General features: G+C 74.2%; 18 protein-coding genes. 14 read left to right on the top strand and 4 right to left on the bottom strand.

Annotation, left to right across the window (positions count from 1 at the left end):
- Positions 1–106 precede the first annotated feature (106 nt).
- The 6 genes from ACN27B_RS02875 (at position 107) to ACN27B_RS02850 (ending at position 6635) form a co-directional block, all read left to right on the top strand.
- Positions 107–3217: an Rne/Rng family ribonuclease gene (locus ACN27B_RS02875; RefSeq protein WP_422743377.1), complete on the top strand. Its 3111-nt coding sequence runs from the start codon at positions 107–109 to the stop codon at positions 3215–3217.
- A 119-nt stretch (positions 3218–3336) separates the two neighbouring features.
- Positions 3337–3810 (top strand): hypothetical protein, encoded by a 474-nt coding sequence (locus tag ACN27B_RS02870; protein WP_099164005.1) that lies wholly within the window; start codon positions 3337–3339, stop codon positions 3808–3810.
- 188 nt (positions 3811–3998) lie between these two features.
- Positions 3999–4316 (top strand): 50S ribosomal protein L21, encoded by a 318-nt coding sequence (gene rplU / locus ACN27B_RS02865; RefSeq protein ID WP_099164006.1) that lies wholly within the window; start codon positions 3999–4001, stop codon positions 4314–4316.
- An 11-nt stretch (positions 4317–4327) separates the two neighbouring features.
- Entirely contained in the window at positions 4328–4582 is a 255-nt protein-coding gene (gene rpmA, locus ACN27B_RS02860) for a 50S ribosomal protein L27 (RefSeq protein WP_013288010.1), read from the top strand.
- 89 nt (positions 4583–4671) lie between these two features.
- A complete protein-coding gene (gene obgE, locus ACN27B_RS02855) occupies positions 4672–6126 on the top strand; it encodes a GTPase ObgE (RefSeq protein ID WP_422743374.1) in 1455 nt (484 codons plus the stop codon).
- 59 nt (positions 6127–6185) lie between these two features.
- Complete coding sequence (locus ACN27B_RS02850) at positions 6186–6635, top strand: GNAT family N-acetyltransferase (RefSeq protein WP_099164008.1); 450 nt, start codon at positions 6186–6188, stop codon at positions 6633–6635.
- A gap of 75 nt (positions 6636–6710) precedes the next feature.
- On the opposite strand, the gene ACN27B_RS02845 is transcribed toward ACN27B_RS02850, so the two are convergent.
- Positions 6711–7187: a DUF4383 domain-containing protein gene (locus tag ACN27B_RS02845; RefSeq protein ID WP_355525315.1), complete on the bottom strand. Its 477-nt coding sequence runs from the start codon at positions 7185–7187 to the stop codon at positions 6711–6713.
- Positions 7188–7384: 197 nt separating this feature from the next.
- On the opposite strand from ACN27B_RS02845, the gene ACN27B_RS02840 reads away from it, so the two are divergent.
- From ACN27B_RS02840 to ACN27B_RS02830, 3 genes are read left to right on the top strand one after another with little or no spacing between them, the layout of a single operon-like run.
- A complete protein-coding gene (locus ACN27B_RS02840; RefSeq protein ID WP_099164009.1) occupies positions 7385–8170 on the top strand; it encodes a hypothetical protein in 786 nt (261 codons plus the stop codon).
- Between the two features lie 31 nt (positions 8171–8201).
- Positions 8202–8654 carry a phage holin family protein gene (locus tag ACN27B_RS02835; RefSeq protein WP_099164010.1) on the top strand — a complete coding sequence of 151 codons (453 nt, stop codon included), beginning with the start codon at positions 8202–8204 and terminating at the stop codon, positions 8652–8654.
- Positions 8651–9289 carry a DUF3618 domain-containing protein gene (locus ACN27B_RS02830; RefSeq protein WP_099164011.1) on the top strand — a complete coding sequence of 213 codons (639 nt, stop codon included), beginning with the start codon at positions 8651–8653 and terminating at the stop codon, positions 9287–9289. The genes ACN27B_RS02835 and ACN27B_RS02830 overlap by 4 nt, the downstream gene beginning before the upstream one ends.
- Before the next feature lie 70 nt (positions 9290–9359).
- On the opposite strand, the gene ACN27B_RS02825 is transcribed toward ACN27B_RS02830, so the two are convergent.
- Together ACN27B_RS02825 and ACN27B_RS02820 are read right to left on the bottom strand one after the other, a co-directional pair.
- The gene (locus ACN27B_RS02825; RefSeq protein ID WP_422743372.1) at positions 9360–10421 is read right to left on the bottom strand and encodes a glycosyltransferase; all 1062 of its coding nucleotides are present in this window, start codon (positions 10419–10421) and stop codon (positions 9360–9362) included.
- Between the two features lie 139 nt (positions 10422–10560).
- Positions 10561–11808 carry a cytochrome P450 gene (locus tag ACN27B_RS02820; RefSeq protein ID WP_099164013.1) on the bottom strand — a complete coding sequence of 416 codons (1248 nt, stop codon included), beginning with the start codon at positions 11806–11808 and terminating at the stop codon, positions 10561–10563.
- Between the two features lie 249 nt (positions 11809–12057).
- Between ACN27B_RS02820 and ACN27B_RS02815 the strand changes: the two genes are divergently transcribed.
- Positions 12058–12444, top strand: coding sequence for a hypothetical protein (locus ACN27B_RS02815; RefSeq protein ID WP_422743370.1), 387 nt, complete (start codon positions 12058–12060; stop codon positions 12442–12444).
- A gap of 10 nt (positions 12445–12454) precedes the next feature.
- On the opposite strand, the gene ACN27B_RS02810 is transcribed toward ACN27B_RS02815, so the two are convergent.
- Positions 12455–12673 (bottom strand): DUF397 domain-containing protein, encoded by a 219-nt coding sequence (locus ACN27B_RS02810; RefSeq protein ID WP_089158060.1) that lies wholly within the window; start codon positions 12671–12673, stop codon positions 12455–12457.
- Between the two features lie 66 nt (positions 12674–12739).
- Between ACN27B_RS02810 and pepN the strand changes: the two genes are divergently transcribed.
- The 4 genes from pepN to ACN27B_RS02790 all read left to right on the top strand — a co-directional run bounded on the left by pepN (position 12740) and on the right by ACN27B_RS02790 (position 17088).
- Positions 12740–15256, top strand: coding sequence for an aminopeptidase N (gene pepN / locus ACN27B_RS02805; protein WP_422743368.1), 2517 nt, complete (start codon positions 12740–12742; stop codon positions 15254–15256).
- 94 nt (positions 15257–15350) lie between these two features.
- Complete coding sequence (nadD, locus tag ACN27B_RS02800; protein ID WP_091571955.1) at positions 15351–15947, top strand: nicotinate-nucleotide adenylyltransferase; 597 nt, start codon at positions 15351–15353, stop codon at positions 15945–15947.
- A 110-nt stretch (positions 15948–16057) separates the two neighbouring features.
- Positions 16058–16462, top strand: a complete 405-nt coding sequence (gene rsfS / locus ACN27B_RS02795; RefSeq protein ID WP_091571960.1) for a ribosome silencing factor — start codon at positions 16058–16060, stop codon at positions 16460–16462.
- Positions 16459–17088, top strand: coding sequence for a histidine phosphatase family protein (locus ACN27B_RS02790; RefSeq protein ID WP_099164016.1), 630 nt, complete (start codon positions 16459–16461; stop codon positions 17086–17088). The genes rsfS and ACN27B_RS02790 overlap by 4 nt, the downstream gene beginning before the upstream one ends.
- The last annotated feature ends 48 nt before the right edge of the window (positions 17089–17136 follow it).

The following is a 17136-nucleotide window of genomic DNA, read 5'->3' as shown; positions in this document are numbered from 1 at the left end:
AGACTTCGGCGGTCGCGCACCTGCGCGCCCGGCGGAAACACCTTTGCGGCAACCCTGCGTGGCAGCGCTCAACCGCGCCCGGGGCAGCCAGAACTGGAGAACGTCCATGCTCGAGAACGAGCCCGAGGGCGGCGAACGGACCGGCGCAGAGCCGGCCGAGGCGTCCGCCGCGACCACCGACAGCGCCGCCAGCACGGACGGCGCCGCCGAGGCGAAGCCGCCGGCCCGCAAGCGGGCCACCCGCCGCAAGGCGGCCCCGCTCAACCAGCCGGAGCAGACCGACGCGCCGGTCGAGGCGTCCGCCGCGGCCGTGGGCAGCGGCGAGTCGCCGCAGGCCGAGGTGTTCGCGCCGGTGGCGGGAGAGTTGGACACCGCGCCGAAGACCACCCGCCGGCGCCGCAAGGCGACCCCGGCGAAGGCGGTCGAGGAACCGGTGGCGGCTGCCGGGGTGGAGGCCACCTCGGCCGAGGTCGTGCCGCCGGTCAAGGTGACCCGTACCCGTCGTCGCAAGACCACGCCGCCCGCGGCGGAGGCCGCACCGGCGGTCGAGTCGCCGACCGAGGCGCCCGCCGAGGCCGTCGGGCCGGTGACGGAGCCGCACGCGGTGGCCGAGCCGCAGCCCGACGCCGTGGTCGACGGGCCGGTCTCGGCGCCCGGGAGCGCGGGTGAGGTCGCCGAGGGTCGGGCCGCGCTCGACGGCGAGGAAGACGCGATCGGTGAGGACGCCGAGGACGAGCCCACCCCGGACGAGGCCGCGCTGCCCCGCACCGACGAGGCCACGCTGGCCCGGGCCGGTGGGCTGTCGGACGCCACCGGCGCGGTGTCGACCGGGGCCGCCGTTCCGGGCGCCGCCGAGGAGCCGGCCGAGGAACTTGCCGAGGAGCGGCCGACCACCGGCCGTCGTCGTCGGGCCGCGCTCAGCGCGCCGACCGTCCTGTTCATGCCCCCGCAGCCCGATGAGGTGCCCGCCGTCCGGGTCACGTACCCGGTTGCCGAGGAGCCGGTGGAGGAGCCGGCCGAGACCGGTCGGCGCCGGCGGCGTGGCCGCCGGGAGGCCGAGCCGGTCGAGGCCGAGGTCGAGGTCGAGGCCGCCGAGGAGGAGGCCGCCGAGGCCGAGGAGATCGACGAGGACGACGAGGCCGCCGCGGCCCGTCGCCGTCGTCGCCGCGGTCGCCGCGGCCGGGGCCGGGGCAAGGGCGGCGCCGAGGAGTCCGAGGACGAGGACGTCGAGGAGTCCGGTACGGCGGAGACGGCCGAGGCCGAGGAGGTCGCCGAGGACGAGGAGGCGGAGGGCGAGGGGATGACCCGTCGCCGTCGTCGTCGCCGTCGTCGGGGCGCGGGGGAGGCGGAGACCGCCACCGAGGACGGCGTGCCCACCGTCGTCAAGATCCGTGAGCCGCGCAAGGCGGTCGACGAGGTGCAGGGCGTCTCCGGCTCGACGCGGCTGGAGGCCAAGCGGCAGCGCCGGCGGGACGGTCGCGAGCAGCGGCGTACCCGGCCGCCGATCCTGAGCGAGTCGGAGTTCCTGGCCCGCCGCGAGGCGGTCGACCGGGTGATGGTGGTCCGCCAGCGCGGCGACCGCACCCAGATCGCCGTGCTCGAGGACGGCGTGCTGGTCGAGCACTACGTCACCCGCAACTCGTCCGGCACCATGGCCGGCAACGTCTACCTGGGCAAGGTGCAGAACGTCCTGCCCAGCATGGAGGCGGCTTTCGTCGACATCGGGCGCGGGCGCAACGCCGTCCTGTACGCCGGCGAGGTCAACTGGGACGCCACCGGCCTGGAGGGCCGGGCACGCTCGATCGAGCAGGCGCTGCGCTCCGGCGACTCGGTCCTGGTGCAGGTGACCAAGGACCCGATCGGGCACAAGGGCGCCCGGCTGACCAGTCACATCGCGCTCTCCGGCCGGCACCTGGTCTATGTGCCCAACGGCAACGCCTCCGGGATCAGCCGCAAGCTGCCGGACACCGAGCGCAAGCGCCTGCGGGACGTGCTGAAGAAGCTGGTGCCGGACGGCGCCGGGGTGATCGTCCGGACGGCGGCCGAGGGCGCCAGCGAGGACGAGCTGGCCCGCGACGTCAAGCGCCTCCAGGCGCAGTGGGAGGACATCCAGGCCAAGGCCGCCTCCGGTGGCGCCCCGGTGCTGCTCTACGAGGAGCCGGACCTGGTCATCCGGGTGGTACGGGACCTCTTCAACGAGGACTTCCGCGAGCTGGTGATCGAGGGTGAGCCGGCGTACGACCTGGTCGAGTCGTACCTGTCGCACGTCTCGCCGGACCTGGTGGCGCGGCTGCGCCGGCACGCCGGCGTCGCCGACGTGTTCGCCGAGTACCGGATCGACGAGCAGATCCTCAAGGGCCTGGACCGCAAGGTGTTCCTCCCCTCCGGCGGTTCGTTGGTGATCGACCGGACCGAGGCGATGACGGTCGTCGACGTCAACACCGGCAAGTACACCGGCTCCGGCGGCAACCTGGAGGAGACGGTCACCCGCAACAACCTGGAGGCGGCCGAGGAGATCGTGCGCCAGCTGCGGCTGCGTGACCTCGGTGGCATCGTGGTGATCGACTTCATCGACATGGTGCTGGAGTCGAACCGGGAGCTGGTGCTGCGCCGGCTCACCGAGTGCCTCGGCCGGGACCGCACCAAGCACCAGGTCACCGAGATCACCTCGCTCGGCCTGGTCCAGATGACCCGCAAGCGGATCGGCGCGGGCCTGCTGGAGGCGTTCAGCGAGACCTGTGAGTGCTGCAAGGGCCGGGGTGTGATCATCCACACCGAGCCGGTGCCGGAGAAGCCGCGCGGCGGTGGCGCGGGGGACAAGGTCAAGGCGGTCGCCTCGGCGGTCGCCACCGCGCCGGCCGAGGAGAAGAGCCGTCGCCGGGGCCGCAAGGCCGCCGCGGAGAAGCCGGCCGCGGAGGCCGCTCCGGAGCCGGCCGCCGAGTCGTCGGCCGCGCCGGAGCGGACCGTCGCCGAGGTGGTCGAGTCCACCGACGACGACTACTACGACACCCAGGGTTACGACCTGTCCCGGTTCGAGACGGACACGCCGGCCGCCCCGGCGGTCGCGGACAGCCAGGAGGGCGAATCGGCCCGGCTGGCCGCGGCCGACGACCCGGACGCGATCGGTGACGGGGAGAGCGACGACGAGGGCACCGAGGGCGGCACCTCGCGGCGGCGGTCCCGCCGTGGCGGCGCCCGGCGGCGTACCCGGCCGTGAGCCGCTGACCTGCGTGGCGTTTGACAGGGCCCCCGCTCCGGCAACAGAGTGCCGAGCAGGGGCCCTGCCGTTTCCCCGTCGACCCCCGGTCGGGCCGGCTCGCCCCGGAGGGAGGACTCATGCGTCGGGTGTTCGTGGTCACGGCGCTGACCGGACTGCTGCTGGCGGGCGCGGGCTGCGCCGACCGGAGGGACGACCCCTTCGCGGTCGGCTTCGCCTCGCCGGCCCCGGCCGCCACCTCGCCCGCTCCGGCTCCGACCGCGACCGGCGACGCCGGTGTCTGCGCCCGGGCCAAGCAGGCCGGCTCCACGGCGGTGCAGACGTACGTGTTCAAGCTGGCGGAGATGCTGCGGGCGGGCGGCACCGGGGACCGGAGCCGGGCGGACGCCGCCGAACGGGACGCGGAGGCCGCGCTGGCGGGTTGGCGGGACGTGCTGCGGGAGCAGTCGGGGCGGGCCACCGACCCGCGGCTGCGGACCCTGCTGGCGGACCTGGCCACCGAGGTGGGCGGGCTCGGCACGGACGTGCGGGCGATCGACGAGGCGGAGTTCGACCGACTCCAGGAGCGCCTCGACCAGCTCTGCCCGGCCTGATCGGCGGGGCCGGTTTGGGCGGCGGGCCGGGTATGGCGTACGCTTGCCTGCGGCGCACTTTGGTGTGCCGAGTTCCCGCGTGCCCGCGCCGCCGGTGTCACGGCTCCCGGCGAGACGCCGTGGGAACGACCGGCCGGTGACGGTCGGTGAAGACGCCAGCAGCCTCAACGACAGGGAGTCCGCCTCCGATGTACGCGATCGTCAAGACCGGCGGCAAGCAGTACAAGGTCGCCGAGGGCGACGTGATCGAGGTCGAGAAGCTCGCCGGTGCCCCCGGCGACGCGGTGAAGCTCACCGCGGTGCTCCTCGTCGACGGTGACGACCTGGTGACCGACGCGGCGAAGCTTGCCAAGGTCGCGGTGTCCGGCGAGATCGCCGCGCACACCAAGGGCCCGAAGATCCGGATCCACAAGTTCAAGAACAAGACCGGCTACCACAAGCGTCAGGGTCACCGGCAGCCGCTGACCCAGATCAAGGTGACCGGCATCTCCAACAGCGGGAAGTAGGTCGTCCTCCAATGGCTCACAAAAAGGGTGCGTCCAGCTCGCGTAACGGTCGTGACTCCGCGGCCCAGCGGCTCGGCGTGAAGCGCTTCGGTGGTCAGGTCGTCAGCGCGGGTGAGATCCTCATCCGTCAGCGTGGCACCAAGTTCCACCCCGGTGACCTGGTCGGCCGTGGCGGCGACGACACGCTGTTCGCCCTCGCCGCCGGTTCCGTGCAGTTCGGCACCAAGCGCGGTCGCAAGACCGTCAGCATCGTGCCGCAGCAGTAGTTCGAAGGCGAAGCGGGCCGCGGACCTCGGGTCCCGGCCCGCTTCGCTTTTCCACGTGCGGGGCGGACCCCGCTGGAAGGATTGGCGTCGTGACGACGTTCGTTGACCGGGTCGTCCTGCACATGCAGGCCGGCGACGGCGGGCACGGCTGTGTCTCGATCCACCGGGAGAAGTTCAAGCCCTTCGGCGGCCCGGACGGCGGCAACGGCGGCCACGGCGGCAGCGTGTCGCTGGTGGTCGACGCGCAGGTCACCACGCTGCTCGACTTCCACTTCCGGCCGCACCTGAAGGCCGAGAACGGCAAGGGCGGGGCCGGCTCGAACCGGGACGGCGCCAACGGCCGCGACCTGGTCATCAAGGTGCCCAACGGCACCGTGGTGCAGAGCCTCGACGGCGAGGTGCTGGCCGACCTGGTCGGGGTGGGCACCACCTTCGAGGCGGCCCGCGGCGGTCGGGGCGGACGGGGCAACGCCTCGCTGGCCAACGCCCGGCGCAAGGCGCCCGGCTTCGCCGAGCTGGGTGAGCCCGGCGACAAGCTCGACGTGGTGCTGGAGCTGAAGAGCGTCGCCGACGTCGGCCTGGTCGGGTTCCCGTCGGCCGGCAAGTCCTCGCTGATCTCGGTGATCTCCGCGGCCAAGCCGAAGATCGCCGACTACCCGTTCACCACGCTGGTGCCGAACCTGGGCGTGGTGCGGGTGGACAACCACACCTTCACCGTCGCCGACGTGCCCGGCCTGATCCCCGGGGCGGCCACCGGCAAGGGCCTGGGCCTGGAGTTCCTCCGCCACGTCGAGCGCTGCGCGGTGCTGGTGCACGTGGTCGACACCGCGACGCTGGAGCCGGGTCGCGACCCGCTCGCCGACATCGACGCCATCGAGTCGGAGCTGTCCCAGTACGGCGGACTCGCCGACCGGCCCCGGCTGGTCGCGCTGAACAAGGTCGACGTGCCGGACGGCAAGGACCTCGCCGACATCGTCCGCCCCGACCTGGAGGCCCGCGGCTTCCGCGTCTTCGACGTCTCCACCGCGACCCGTGAGGGGCTGCGCGAGCTGACCTACGCGATGGCCGAGCTGGTGGAGGAGGGCCGCCGCGCCGCCCCGCCGGCCGAGCCGACCCGGATCGTGATCCGGCCGAAGGCGGTCGACGACGCCGGCTTCACCATCGAGGCCGAGGTGGACGGCTCCTACACCGTCCGGGGCAGCCGGCCGGAGCGCTGGGTCAAGCAGACCAACTTCGACAACGACGAGGCCGTGGGCTACCTGGCCGACCGGCTGGCCCGCCTCGGCGTGGAGGAGAAGCTGGCCAAGGCCGGCGCGCAGGCCGGCGACCTGGTGCGCATCGGCGAGCGCGAGTTCGACTGGCAGCCGACGCTCTACGCCGGCGTCGACTTCGTCCCCGGCAACCGGGGCACCGACGTGCGCCTGGAGGAGAAGTCGAACCGCCCCTCGGCGTCCGACCGGCTGGCCGCGCGCAAGGCCCGCCGGGTACGGCCGGAGGACGAGATCGAGGCGGCCCCCGCGCAGGCGGAACCGGACTCCGAGTAGCCGTTTCGGGGTCGGTGGCCGGAAACCTCCGCGAAATCCGGCCGACCTACCGTGGCCGGATGCTGATCGAATCCCGGCCCGCCACCGATCCGGAGATCGCCGCGCTCGTCGTCGCCCAGCAGCGTGAGCTGCGCGACGCCGACGGCGGGTTGGACGGGCAGGTGACCGTCGTGCACGGCGACATCCGCTACCTCGCCGCGGTGGTGGGTGGCCGGGCGGTCGGCTGCGGTGGCCTGCAGGCGCTCGACGCGGACACCGGCGAGCTGAAGCGGATGTACGTGCGGCCGGCGTACCGGGGGCGGGGCATCGCCCGGCAGCTGCTGGGCGCGCTGGAGGAGCTGGCGTTCCGGCAGGGGCACCGCACGGTGTGCCTGGAGACGGGCACCTACCTGCCGGCCGCGATCGCGCTCTACCGCTCCAGCGGCTACCGGCCCGTGCCGGTCTACGGCGAGTACGTCGACAACCCGTACAGCGTCTGCTTCGCCAAGCAGCTCCCGGTCGCCGCCTGACCCGCGCGGTCCGGCGCTGGTCTCGGCGTGTGCCGCTGACCGCCTTGGACCACCGGCCCGGCGTGTCGCCTCCGGTCAGGGCCGGTCGATCGGGGTGTCCAGACGGCTGCCGGTGCCCATCTCGTTGTTCAGCAGCAGGCCGGCGGCGAGCATGCCGAAGCCGAGGAACAGGTGCAGCCAGTTGTCGGCGTCGTTGAGCGGGATGACGTTCGCGGAGGTCTCCCGGTCGATGACGAAGCCGTAGAGCCACAGCACCAGGTAGAGCGCGCCGCCGCCGGCCAGGAACACCCGCGCCCCGGCCAGTCGCCGCGCCATCACCAGGCCGACCAGCCCGAACAGCAGGTGCAGCAGGTTGTGCAGCACCGACACCTGGAACAGGCCGAACAGTTTCGCCTCCGAGTGGTGCCCGGCGAACGCCAGGTCCCCATAGTGGGTGGTGACGCCGGGCACGAAGCCGAGCACGCCGATCAGCGTGAAGACGGCCGCCGCCGCGAGCGCCACCTTCTGCACCGCCGGCCGGGCCGACGGACGTCCGCGCACGTCACGTGCCATCCCTGTCACCCCCGTTGGGCCCACGCCGCCCGGGCGGGCAGGCACCCCATTCTGTGACCGGGGCGGGTCGGTTCCGCAGAGAAATGACGAATCAGGCATGGACCCGACGACCGGGGGTAGGGCCCTTGTCACGCGGAAAGCAATTCGCGTGACCCCCCGAAGACAACCGCTAGGAACGCACGAGCGGAAGGGACACCATGACTCACGATCTTTCCCCCACGTCCGCCACGTACGAGTCGACGAACGGCGGCGGCGTGCGCGACCAGGCCCGGCAGGTCGGCTCCGACGCCGCAGGCGCCGGTGGCGCGGTCGCCCAGACCGCCAAGCAGCAGGGCCAGGAGGTGGTGGGCGAGGCCAAGCGGCAGGCCCGCGACCTCTACGGCGAGGCCCGCAACCAGGTCACCTCCCAGGCCGGCCAGCAGCAGCAGCGCGCCGCCAGCGGCCTGCGGTCGCTGGCCGACGAGATGCGCTCGATGGCGCAGCAGGGCGGCGGCTCCGGCCCGGTCACCGAGCTGGCCCACCAGGCGGCCGAGCGGGTGCACGGCGTCGCCGGCTGGCTGGAGCAGCGTGAGCCGGGCGACCTGCTCAACGAGGTGAAGGGCTACGCCCGCCGCAACCCGGGCACGTTCCTGGTCGGCGCCGCGCTGCTCGGCGTGGTCGCGGGCCGGCTCACCCGGAACATCGCCGCCGTCGGCAACGACGACGGTGGCGTGCGGCCGGCGTACGACCCGGACCGCACCGCGGTCCTCCCGACCACGCCGACCGTGCCCGCCCAGACCCCGCCGGGCGGCTACCTCGACCCGACGCCGGGGAGCTACGCCGAGCCGGACCCGGGCTACTCCGCGCCCGGCGCGGCCTACCCCGGTGGCGGCGCCCCGAACACCTGGGCCGACCCGGCCGGCGGCACCGGCCAGCCGCTGCCGCCGCCGAGCCAGACCGACCCGCTGCCGGGCGTGCCGTCGACCGGCGCTCCCCGTCCGTGAGCGGCCGGACCGGCAGAAGGGAGACCACGGCATGACCGTGCCGACGCAGGACCCCGGCTACCAGGCGACGGGCGCGCCGCACCATGCCGACGAGGTGCGGAGCAGCTCGATCGGTGAGCTGATGAGCCAGGTCACCGGCGACCTGTCCACGCTGATGCGGCAGGAGGTCGAGCTTGCCAAGGCCGAGATCCGCCAGGAGGGCAAGAAGGCGGGCAAGGCCGCCGGCTTCTACGGCGGCGCCGGCTTCGGCGGCTACATGGTGGCGCTCTTCGTCTCCATCGCGGTGTGGCAGTTCCTCGACAACGTCATGGACTCCGGACTGGCCGCGCTCATCGTGGCCGTGATCTGGGCCGTCGTCGCCGCCGTCCTCTACTCGAAGGCGAAGCGGAACGCCGAGCAGATCCGTGGCCTGAAGCAGACCAACGACAGCGTGCAGCGCATCCCCGACGCACTCAAGCCGCACCCGGAGGGAGTCACCCGATGAGCACCGATCCCGACCAGATCCGCCGGGAGATCGAAGCCACCCGCAACAACCTCAGCTCGGACGTGGACGCCCTGGCGTACAAGGTCAGCCCGGGCCGCATCGTCGACGACCGCAAGCAGCGCGTGCGCAGCGCGCTGACGAACGTGAAGGACAAGGTGATGGGAACCGCTTCCGACCTCGGCCACAGCACCGGCCACGCCGCCCACTCGGTGGGCGACCACGCCTCCTCGGCGGCGTCCACGGTGGGCGACAAGGCCCACTCCGCCGCCTCCGCGGTGAGCGACGCCGCGCACCGCGCGCCCCACGTGGTGCGGCAGAAGTCCGAGGGCAACCCGATCGCCGCCGGCGTGATCGCCTTCGGCGTGGGCATGCTGGTCTCCTCGCTCATCCCGGCCACCCGGCGGGAGCAGCAGCTCGCCGCGCAGGTCAAGGAGAAGGCGACCGAGCACGGCGGCGTGGTCAAGGAGAAGCTCGGCGAGGTCGCCGGGGAGCTCAGGGAGGAGCTGCGCGAGCCGGCGCAGCACGCCGCCGAGTCGGTGCGGTCCACCGCGCAGGAGGCCGCCCAGGCGGTCAGGGACGACGGCCGCAGCGCCGCGCAGGACGTGCGGGAGAGCGCCCACCAGGCGCGTTCCTGACGGAAGCTCCCGCGTCAGGCGGGGCTCCTTCTTGCCGCCCAGGCGAGAGCAAGGGGCCCCGCCTTGCCTGTCAGCCGGTCTCCACCCAGAGCACCAGGTCGTCCGGGCGCCGCCCGGCCGACCGCCGGCGCAGCGTCCGGGTGGAGTGGGCCGCCACCCGCAGCCGGCTGCCCGCGTAGGGCACCCCGCCGCGCAGCCGCCGGCCGACCGCGAGCCACGCGCACACGCCCCGTTCCAGCAGCCAGACCGGCGCGGCGAGCGTCGTGTGCGCCGGGTAGACCTGGGCGCCGCCGGCCCGGCGCCGGCCGACCTCCGCCACCGCCACGGTGACCAGCCCGGCCCGCAGCAGCAGCTCCGGCCGCCGGGCGGCGAGCGCGGCCGCCGTCGCCGGCAGCACCGCCAGCGCGGCCAGCAGCCACGCCGGTCGGGCCGTCTCGTCGTACGCCTGGCGCACGCGCTGCCCGAGGAAGTGCCCGGCGGCGGGCGGGAGTCGCCGCACGTACAGCCAGGCGGGGGCGGCTTCGCTGCCCCCGTACGCCCGGACCGTCCGGGCCAGCTCCAGGTTCTCGAAGAGCACGTCCGGGTCGTAGCCGCCCATGGCCAGGAACGTGCTCCGGCGCACCGCCAGGGTGCCCGGCCAGTCCCCGCCGAACGCCCGGGCCAGCAGCGTCCGGCCGGTGTCCCACCAGGCGTGCCAGGGCAGCGGGTCGAAGTGGTTCTGCGGCCGGACCAGGTCCACCCGGTCGAGCAGGTCGTGCACGGCGCGCAGCGCCGGCAGGTCGTAGCGGACGTCGTCGTCGGCGACCACCACGTGCTCGTGCCGGGCCAGCGCCACCCCGGTGAGCACCCCGAGCACCTTGCCGTTGCGCCCCCGCAGCGCCGGATCGGGCGGAACGTGCCGGACCAGCCCTCGCCAGGCGGCGGCGTGGCGGGCGAACAGCGCCGGCGCGGACCCGTCGACCACCACCACGTCGACGGACCGGCTCAGCTCGCGCAGGTAGCCGGTCAGCTCGTCCAGACCCCGGTCGTCGCGGGCGCGCACCGGCAGGACGTACGCCATCGGCAGCCGGACCGGCGCGGAGCGCACGGCGGTCCGGTCCGGTCGGCGTGGGTGCGCAGCGGTGTCCGTCACGTCGTCCTCCGGTCCGCTCGGGGAGCAGCCGGTTGCCCGCCACGTGGCCGCTGAAACCCCCGGGCACTGGGGCTACGAGATCGCCGGGGCGGCCGTCCGGCGTCCGCGGGCCGCCTCACCCGGACCGGTACGCCCGGTCCTAGACGGTTGGGCGCACCCCGTCCACCAGCAGCCCGCTGGGCGGCAGCGTCGGCATCCGGCCCAGGTCGAGCGCGAGGTCCTGTGGCGGGACGCGGTAGCTCATCGTGCCGGTCAGCTGGGTCACCGCCCGCTTCATCAGCTCGATGGTGATCCACTCGCCGGCGCAGCGGTGCCCGGTGAGGTGGTCGCCGCCGCCCTGCGGGACCAGCCCGAACGGGTCGTCCCGCCAGCCGGCGAAGCGCTCCGGGCGGAACCGCTCCGGCTCCGGCCAGATCCGTTGGTGGTGGTTCGTGCCGTACAGGTCGAGCAGCACGCGGCGGCCCTGCGGGAACGCGTACCCCCGCCACTCGAACGAGCGACGCACGCGGGCGGCGGCGAGCGGGAAGAACGGGTAGTAGCGGCGTACCTCCTGCACGAACTGTTCGGTCGCGGTGTCGTCACCGACCAACCGGTCCCGCCAGTGCGGGTGGTCGTGCAGGGCCAGCGCGGCGAAGACCACGTACCGGTCCACGGCGACGGTGGGGCGCAGCACGTTGAGCAACTCCACCGCCGCGATCCGGCGGGGCAGCGGCGTGCCCCGCTCGTCCCGGTGCTCGGCGACGACCCGCAGCGCGCTGCCCTCGGGCGCCGGCAGCGCGCCGGCGCGGACCCGGTCGACCTGCTCGCCGGCCCAGCGTTCGGCCCGGCGCCGGCCGAGCAGCCCGCGCCAGTGCTTCGGCCCCAGGACGGCGGGAGCGTCGATCATCGCGTGCATCTCGGCGGTCCGGCGGGCCACGTCGACCTCGGCCAGGGGCACGCCGGCCCAGGCCCAGACCGCCCGGGTGAGGATCCGGCCCACCTCGTCGTAGAGCACGACCGGGCCGTCCTGCGCCCAGGCCGGGGTCCGGGCCCGCCACTCGTCGTCGAAGAGCTGCCCGAGCCGGCGGATCGCGGCCGGTGTCATGATCGACATGAACATGGCCTTGCGGGCCCGGTGCGCCTCGCCGTCGAGACCCTGGACGCCACCGACGCCGGTCAGCGTGCGTTGCCCGCGCATCGGCATGGCGCCGCGCCGGACGAACCGCTCCTCGTCGTAGAACAGCTCGGCGGCCTCCCGGCCGCGCAGGCAGATCGTCGGCTCCAGCAGCAGCCGGGTCTGGAAGACGTCGGTGCCGAACCGGTCGCAGCGGGCGCCCACGAAGCGGTAGCCCTCGCGGAGGAAGGCCAGCGTGCTGTCCGGGCTCCGGTCGCTCGGCATGGTGCTCATCTCGGCGGCTCCTGACCCGGCTCGGTGGCCCTGCTCGACGTTGCGCTGCCTACCCGGGCCGACGCGGCCGAATCCTCCATTACCGCAGGTCCGGCCGCTCGGGGGAGGGGCCGGCCACGCGGCCGGCCGCTGGCCCCTCCCCGGGTGCGGAAAAGCTGGTTGGCGCGGAACGCGGGTCGGCGGGCGCCGGTCCGGCGCCCGCCGGCACGGCGTCCGGTGGGCGGTCACCGACGACGGGGGAGGACCCGGATGCGCGACGAGAGGGCGGAGCGACGGCGGCGTGGGGCGGTCGCCGGGCTGCGGGGCGGCGGTCGGGAGGAGCCGCTGATCGGCGGTCCCCGCCGGGCCGCGCCCCGCCCGCCGCGGTTCTTCACCGTGCACCTCGGATTCGCGGCCGCCGAGCCCGCCGTCGCGCGGGAGCTGGCCGTCGCGTACGCCGAGGCTCTCGGCCTGCTCCGCCCGGAGCTGGCACTCGGCGCGGCGGCGCTGTCCCCGGCCGACGCCTGGCACCGGGCCGAGCGGTTGTTCTGCGGGGCGGTCGGGCCCGACGGCGAGCGCTGCGCCGACGTGGCCGACCACCCCGGGTTCCACCACGCGCCCGGGCCGGGCGGGCTCGGCTGGGGTGACGGTGACTGACCGCGCGGGTTCAGTCCAGGTCGAACTCGCCGTCCTGGGCGCCCGCCACGAAGGCGTCCCACTCGGCCTGGGTGAAGACCAGGACAGGCCCCTCCGGCTCGGCCGAGTTGCGCATCCCGATCAGATCGTCGACGAAGGCCACCTCGACCGCACCCTCGGAGGTGTCTCCCTCCGCGCGCTGCCACACCGCCCGAGAGAGGTCGAAATCGCCCTTGGGGTGCTGACCCATCGTTGTTCCTCCATCGCGACGCGTAACGAGAAGGTCCGTGCGGACCTCATCGGGCAGGATAAGCGGATGCCGAGCCTCACCCGTGCAGAGGCGACCGCGCGCCGCGCGTCGATCACTGTCGAGTCCTACCAGGTGGACCTCGACCTGACCGGCGACGCCGAGCGGTTCCGCTCCGCCGTCACCATCCGGTTCCGGGCCAACCCCGGCGCCGAGACCTTCGTCGACGTCAAGCCTCGCCGACTCCTGCGGGCCCGTCTCAACGACCGCGACCTCGATCCGGCCCTGCTGTCCGACGAGCGGTTGCCGCTCACCGGCCTGGCCGCGAGCAACACGCTCACCGTCGAGGCCGAGATGGCCTACTCCAACACCGGCGAGGGGTTGCACCGCTTCGTCGACCCGGCCGACGGCGAGACCTACCTCTACGCCATGTCCTTCCTGGACGACGCGCCGCGCATCTTCGCGGCGTTCGACCAGCCCGACCTGAAGGCGCCGGTGACGCTCGCCGTCACCGCGCCGCCGGAGTGGACGGTGGCGGCCAACGGGCAGCTCGCCGACCGGCCCGCGCCGGGGCGTTGGGAGTTCGCCCCCACCGCGCCGCTGGCCACCTACTTCGTCACGCTGGTCGCCGGGCCCTGGCACGTGCTGCGGTCCGAGCACGACGGCATCCCGCTCGGCCTCTACTGCCGGCGCTCGCTCGCCGCGCACCTCGACGCCGACGCCGACGAGATCTTCACCGTCACCCGGCAGTGCCTCGACCGCTTCCACCAGCTCTTCGCCGAGCGCTACCCGTTCGGCAAGTACGACCAGGCGTTCGTGCCCGAGTTCAACGCCGGCGCCATGGAGAACCCGGGCCTGGTCACGTTGCGCGACGACTACGTCTTCCGGTCCGCGGTCACCGACACCCAGCGCGAGCTGCGCGCCACCACCATCGCCCACGAGATGGCGCACATGTGGTTCGGCGACCTGGTCACCATGCGCTGGTGGGACGACCTCTGGCTGAACGAGTCCTTCGCGGAGTACCTGGGCACCCGGGTCACCGCCGAGGCGACCCGGTTCGACCGGGCGTGGACCACGTTCGCGAGCCGTCGCAAGGCGTGGGGCTACACCGCCGACCAGCGTCCGTCCACCCACCCGGTGGCGCCGCAGGAGGTGGCCGACGCCGCCCAGGCGCTGCTCAACTTCGACGGCATCTCGTACGCCAAGGGCGCCAGCGTGCTGCGCCAGCTCGTCGCCTGGCTCGGCGACGACGCCTTCCTGGCCGGGCTGAACGCGCACTTCGCCGCGCACCGGTTCGACAACGCCACGCTCGCCGACCTGCTGGCCGGCCTCGGCGCCGCGAGCGGACGCGACCTGACCGGCTGGGCCGAGCGCTGGCTGCGTCGGGCGCAGGTGAACACGCTGCGCATCGAGACCGCGGTGGACGGCGACGGCCGGTGGACCGAGGTGGCGGTGGTGCAGACCGCCCCGCCGAGCCACCCGGTGCTGCGGCCGCACCGCATCGGCGTGGCCCACCTGACCGCCGACGCCCCGGCCCGGCGGGTCGAGGTCGACCTCGACCCGGACGCCGACGGCGGCCGTACGCCGGTGCCCGAACTGGTCGGGCAGCCGGCCACCGGCCTGCTGCTGCCCAACGCCGGTGACCTGACCTTCGCCAAGATCCGACTGGACCCGGCCTCGTCGGACGCGGTGCCGATGCTGCTGCCCGGCCTCGACGACCCGCTGGCCCGGGCGTTGCTGTGGGGTGAGGCGCTGGACGCCGTCACCGACGGGGAGCGGCCCGCCGCCGCGCTGGTCGGCCTGATCGCCGCGGCGCTGCCGGCCGAGACCGAGGTGACCATCATCGAGGACGTGCTGCTGCTGACCCGGCGGCTCGTCGACCGCTACCTCGACCCGCTGGCCCGCGACGCCGCGTTGCTGCGGGTGTCCGCCGCCTGTGCGGCGTTGCTCGCCGCCGCGCCGGCGGGCGGCTCGCGTCAGCTCGCCGCGGCGCGGGGGTTGATCGCCGCCACCACCGACACCGCGCTCCTCGCCGACTGGTTGGCCGGCAAGCAGGTGCCGTCGGGGCTCTCGGTCGACACCGACCTGCGCTGGGCGGTGCTGCGCCGGTTGGTGGTGCTCGGCGCCGCCGGCGCGGCGGAGATCGACGCCGAGGCGGCCGCCGACCGCAGCGCCACCGGCGCCGAGCAGGCCGCGGCCTGCCGGGCGGCGCTGCCGGACCCGGACGCGAAGCGGGCGGCCTGGGAGATCGTCACGAGCAGCACCGAGCTGTCCAACCGGCTGGTCGAGGCGACCGCCGAGGGCTTCTGGCAGCCCGAACAGGCCGAGTTGACCGCCGGGTACGTCGAGCGTTACTTCACCGACATGCCGGCGGCGGCGCGTCTGCGTACCGCCTGGGTGGCCGACTCGGTCACGGTCGCCGCGTTCCCGCGCTACGCGGTGGCGCAGCCCACCCGGGAGTTGGCCGCGGCGCTGCTGGCCCGCGACGACCTCACGCCCGGCCTGCGCCGGTGGGTCACCGACCTGGACGACGACCTGCGCCGGGCGCTGGTGGCCCGCACCGCGGTGGCCGCCGCGGCCGCCTGACCGGTGACCGTGCCGGGCGGGTCGGGGCGCCCGCCCGGCACGGGCCCCGGTGACCCCGCCCGGGGGTCGCCGTCACGCGGCCTACGATCGCGGGGTGGAGGAAGACATCCGGCGGATCGGCATCATGGGCGGCACGTTCGACCCGATCCACCACGGTCACCTGGTGGCGGCGAGCGAGGTGGCCGACCGGTTCGGCTTGGACGAGGTGGTCTTCGTGCCGACCGGACAGCCGTGGCAGAAGGCGGACGAACCGGTCAGCCCGGCCGAGGACCGCTACCTGATGACCGTGATCGCCACCGCCTCCAACCCCCGCTTCCAGGTGAGCCGGGTCGACATCGACCGCGGTGGCCCCACCTACACCGTCGACACGCTGCGGGACCTGCACGCCGAGTACGGCCCGAAGTCGCAGTTGTTCTTCATCACCGGCGCGGACGCCCTGGAGCGGATCCTCTCCTGGAAGGACCTCGACGACGTCCTCGAACTGGCCCACTTCATCGGGGTGACCCGTCCCGGTTTCGAGCTCTCCGACCAGCACCTCCCGGCGGACACGGTCAGCCTGGTGCAGGTGCCCGCCATGGCCATCTCCTCCACCGACTGCCGCGCCCGGGTGGGTCGGGGCGAGCCGGTCTGGTACCTGGTGCCCGACGGTGTGGTGCAGTACATCGCCAAACGGCGGCTCTATCAGCGGTGATCCCGCCCGTTACGTACCCGTATGCCCCGGTAACCGGGCAGAACTGCCGAGTCGCCGCGTCGCCGGGTGTGAGAGGCTTGGAGGGTCGCACGGTTGATCGAAGGAGAACGGTGACAGTTTCCGAACGCGCGCACGAGCTGGCGATGGCCGCCGCCCAGGCCGCGGCCGACAAGAAGGCACAGGACATCGTCATCATCGACGTGGGCGACCAGCTCGCGATCACCGACGCGTTCCTGGTGGCCTCGGCGCCCAACGAGCGCCAGGTGCTCGCCATCGTCGACGCCGTCGAGGAGCGCCTGCTGGAGCTGCCGGAGAAGGCCAAGCCGATCCGCCGCGAGGGCGAGCGGGGTGGCCGCTGGGTGCTGCTCGACTACGTCGACATCGTGGTGCACGTGCAGCACACCGAGGAGCGTGAGTTCTACGCGCTCGACCGGCTCTGGAAGGACTGCCCGCAGATCCCGTTCGTGGATCGCGACCTGGCCGACTCGGCCGCCGGCACCGCCACCGCCGAATGACCCGCCTGATCGTCTGGCGGCACGGCAACACCGACTGGAACGCGCAGAGCCGGGTCCAGGGCCAGACCGACGTGCCGCTCAACGACCTCGGCCGGGAGCAGGCCCGCGCCGCCGCACCCGTGCTGGCCGCGCTGCGCCCCGACGCCATCGTCGCCAGCGACCTGCGCCGGGCCGCCGACACCGCCGCCGCGCTCGCCGCGCTGACCGGGCTCCCGGTCCGCACCGACGCCCGGCTGCGCGAGCGGCACTTCGGCCAGTGGCAGGGCCTGGCCCTCACCGAGGTCGCCGAGCGCTTCGGAGACGAGTACGCCCGCTGGCGGGCCGGCGATCCCGACCCCGGCGCCGGCATCGAGAACCTGGACGACCTCGGCAAGCGGCTCGGCGCGGCGTTCCGCGACGCGGCCGACCTGGCCGCCGGCGGCACCGTGGTGGTGACCACCCACGGCGGCGGGGCCCGGCAGGGCGTCGGTCACCTGCTCGGCTGGGACCACGCGGTGCTGCGCAGCGTCGGCTCGCTGGCCAACTGCCACTGGACCGAGCTGCGCCACGACGAGGTCCGGGGCTGGCACCTGCGGGCGCACAATGTCGGGCTGATCACCCAGCCGGCGCTCACCGACGCGGTCTGAGACGTCCGGCCCCGGCGCGGCACCGCCACATCGGCTAGCGTGCCGGTC

This window comes from Micromonospora sp. WMMD754 (genome assembly GCF_049315235.1).
GTDB classification, from domain to species: Bacteria; Actinomycetota; Actinomycetes; order Mycobacteriales; family Micromonosporaceae; genus Micromonospora; species Micromonospora sediminicola.
This window is presented reverse-complemented; position numbering and strand designations above follow the sequence as displayed.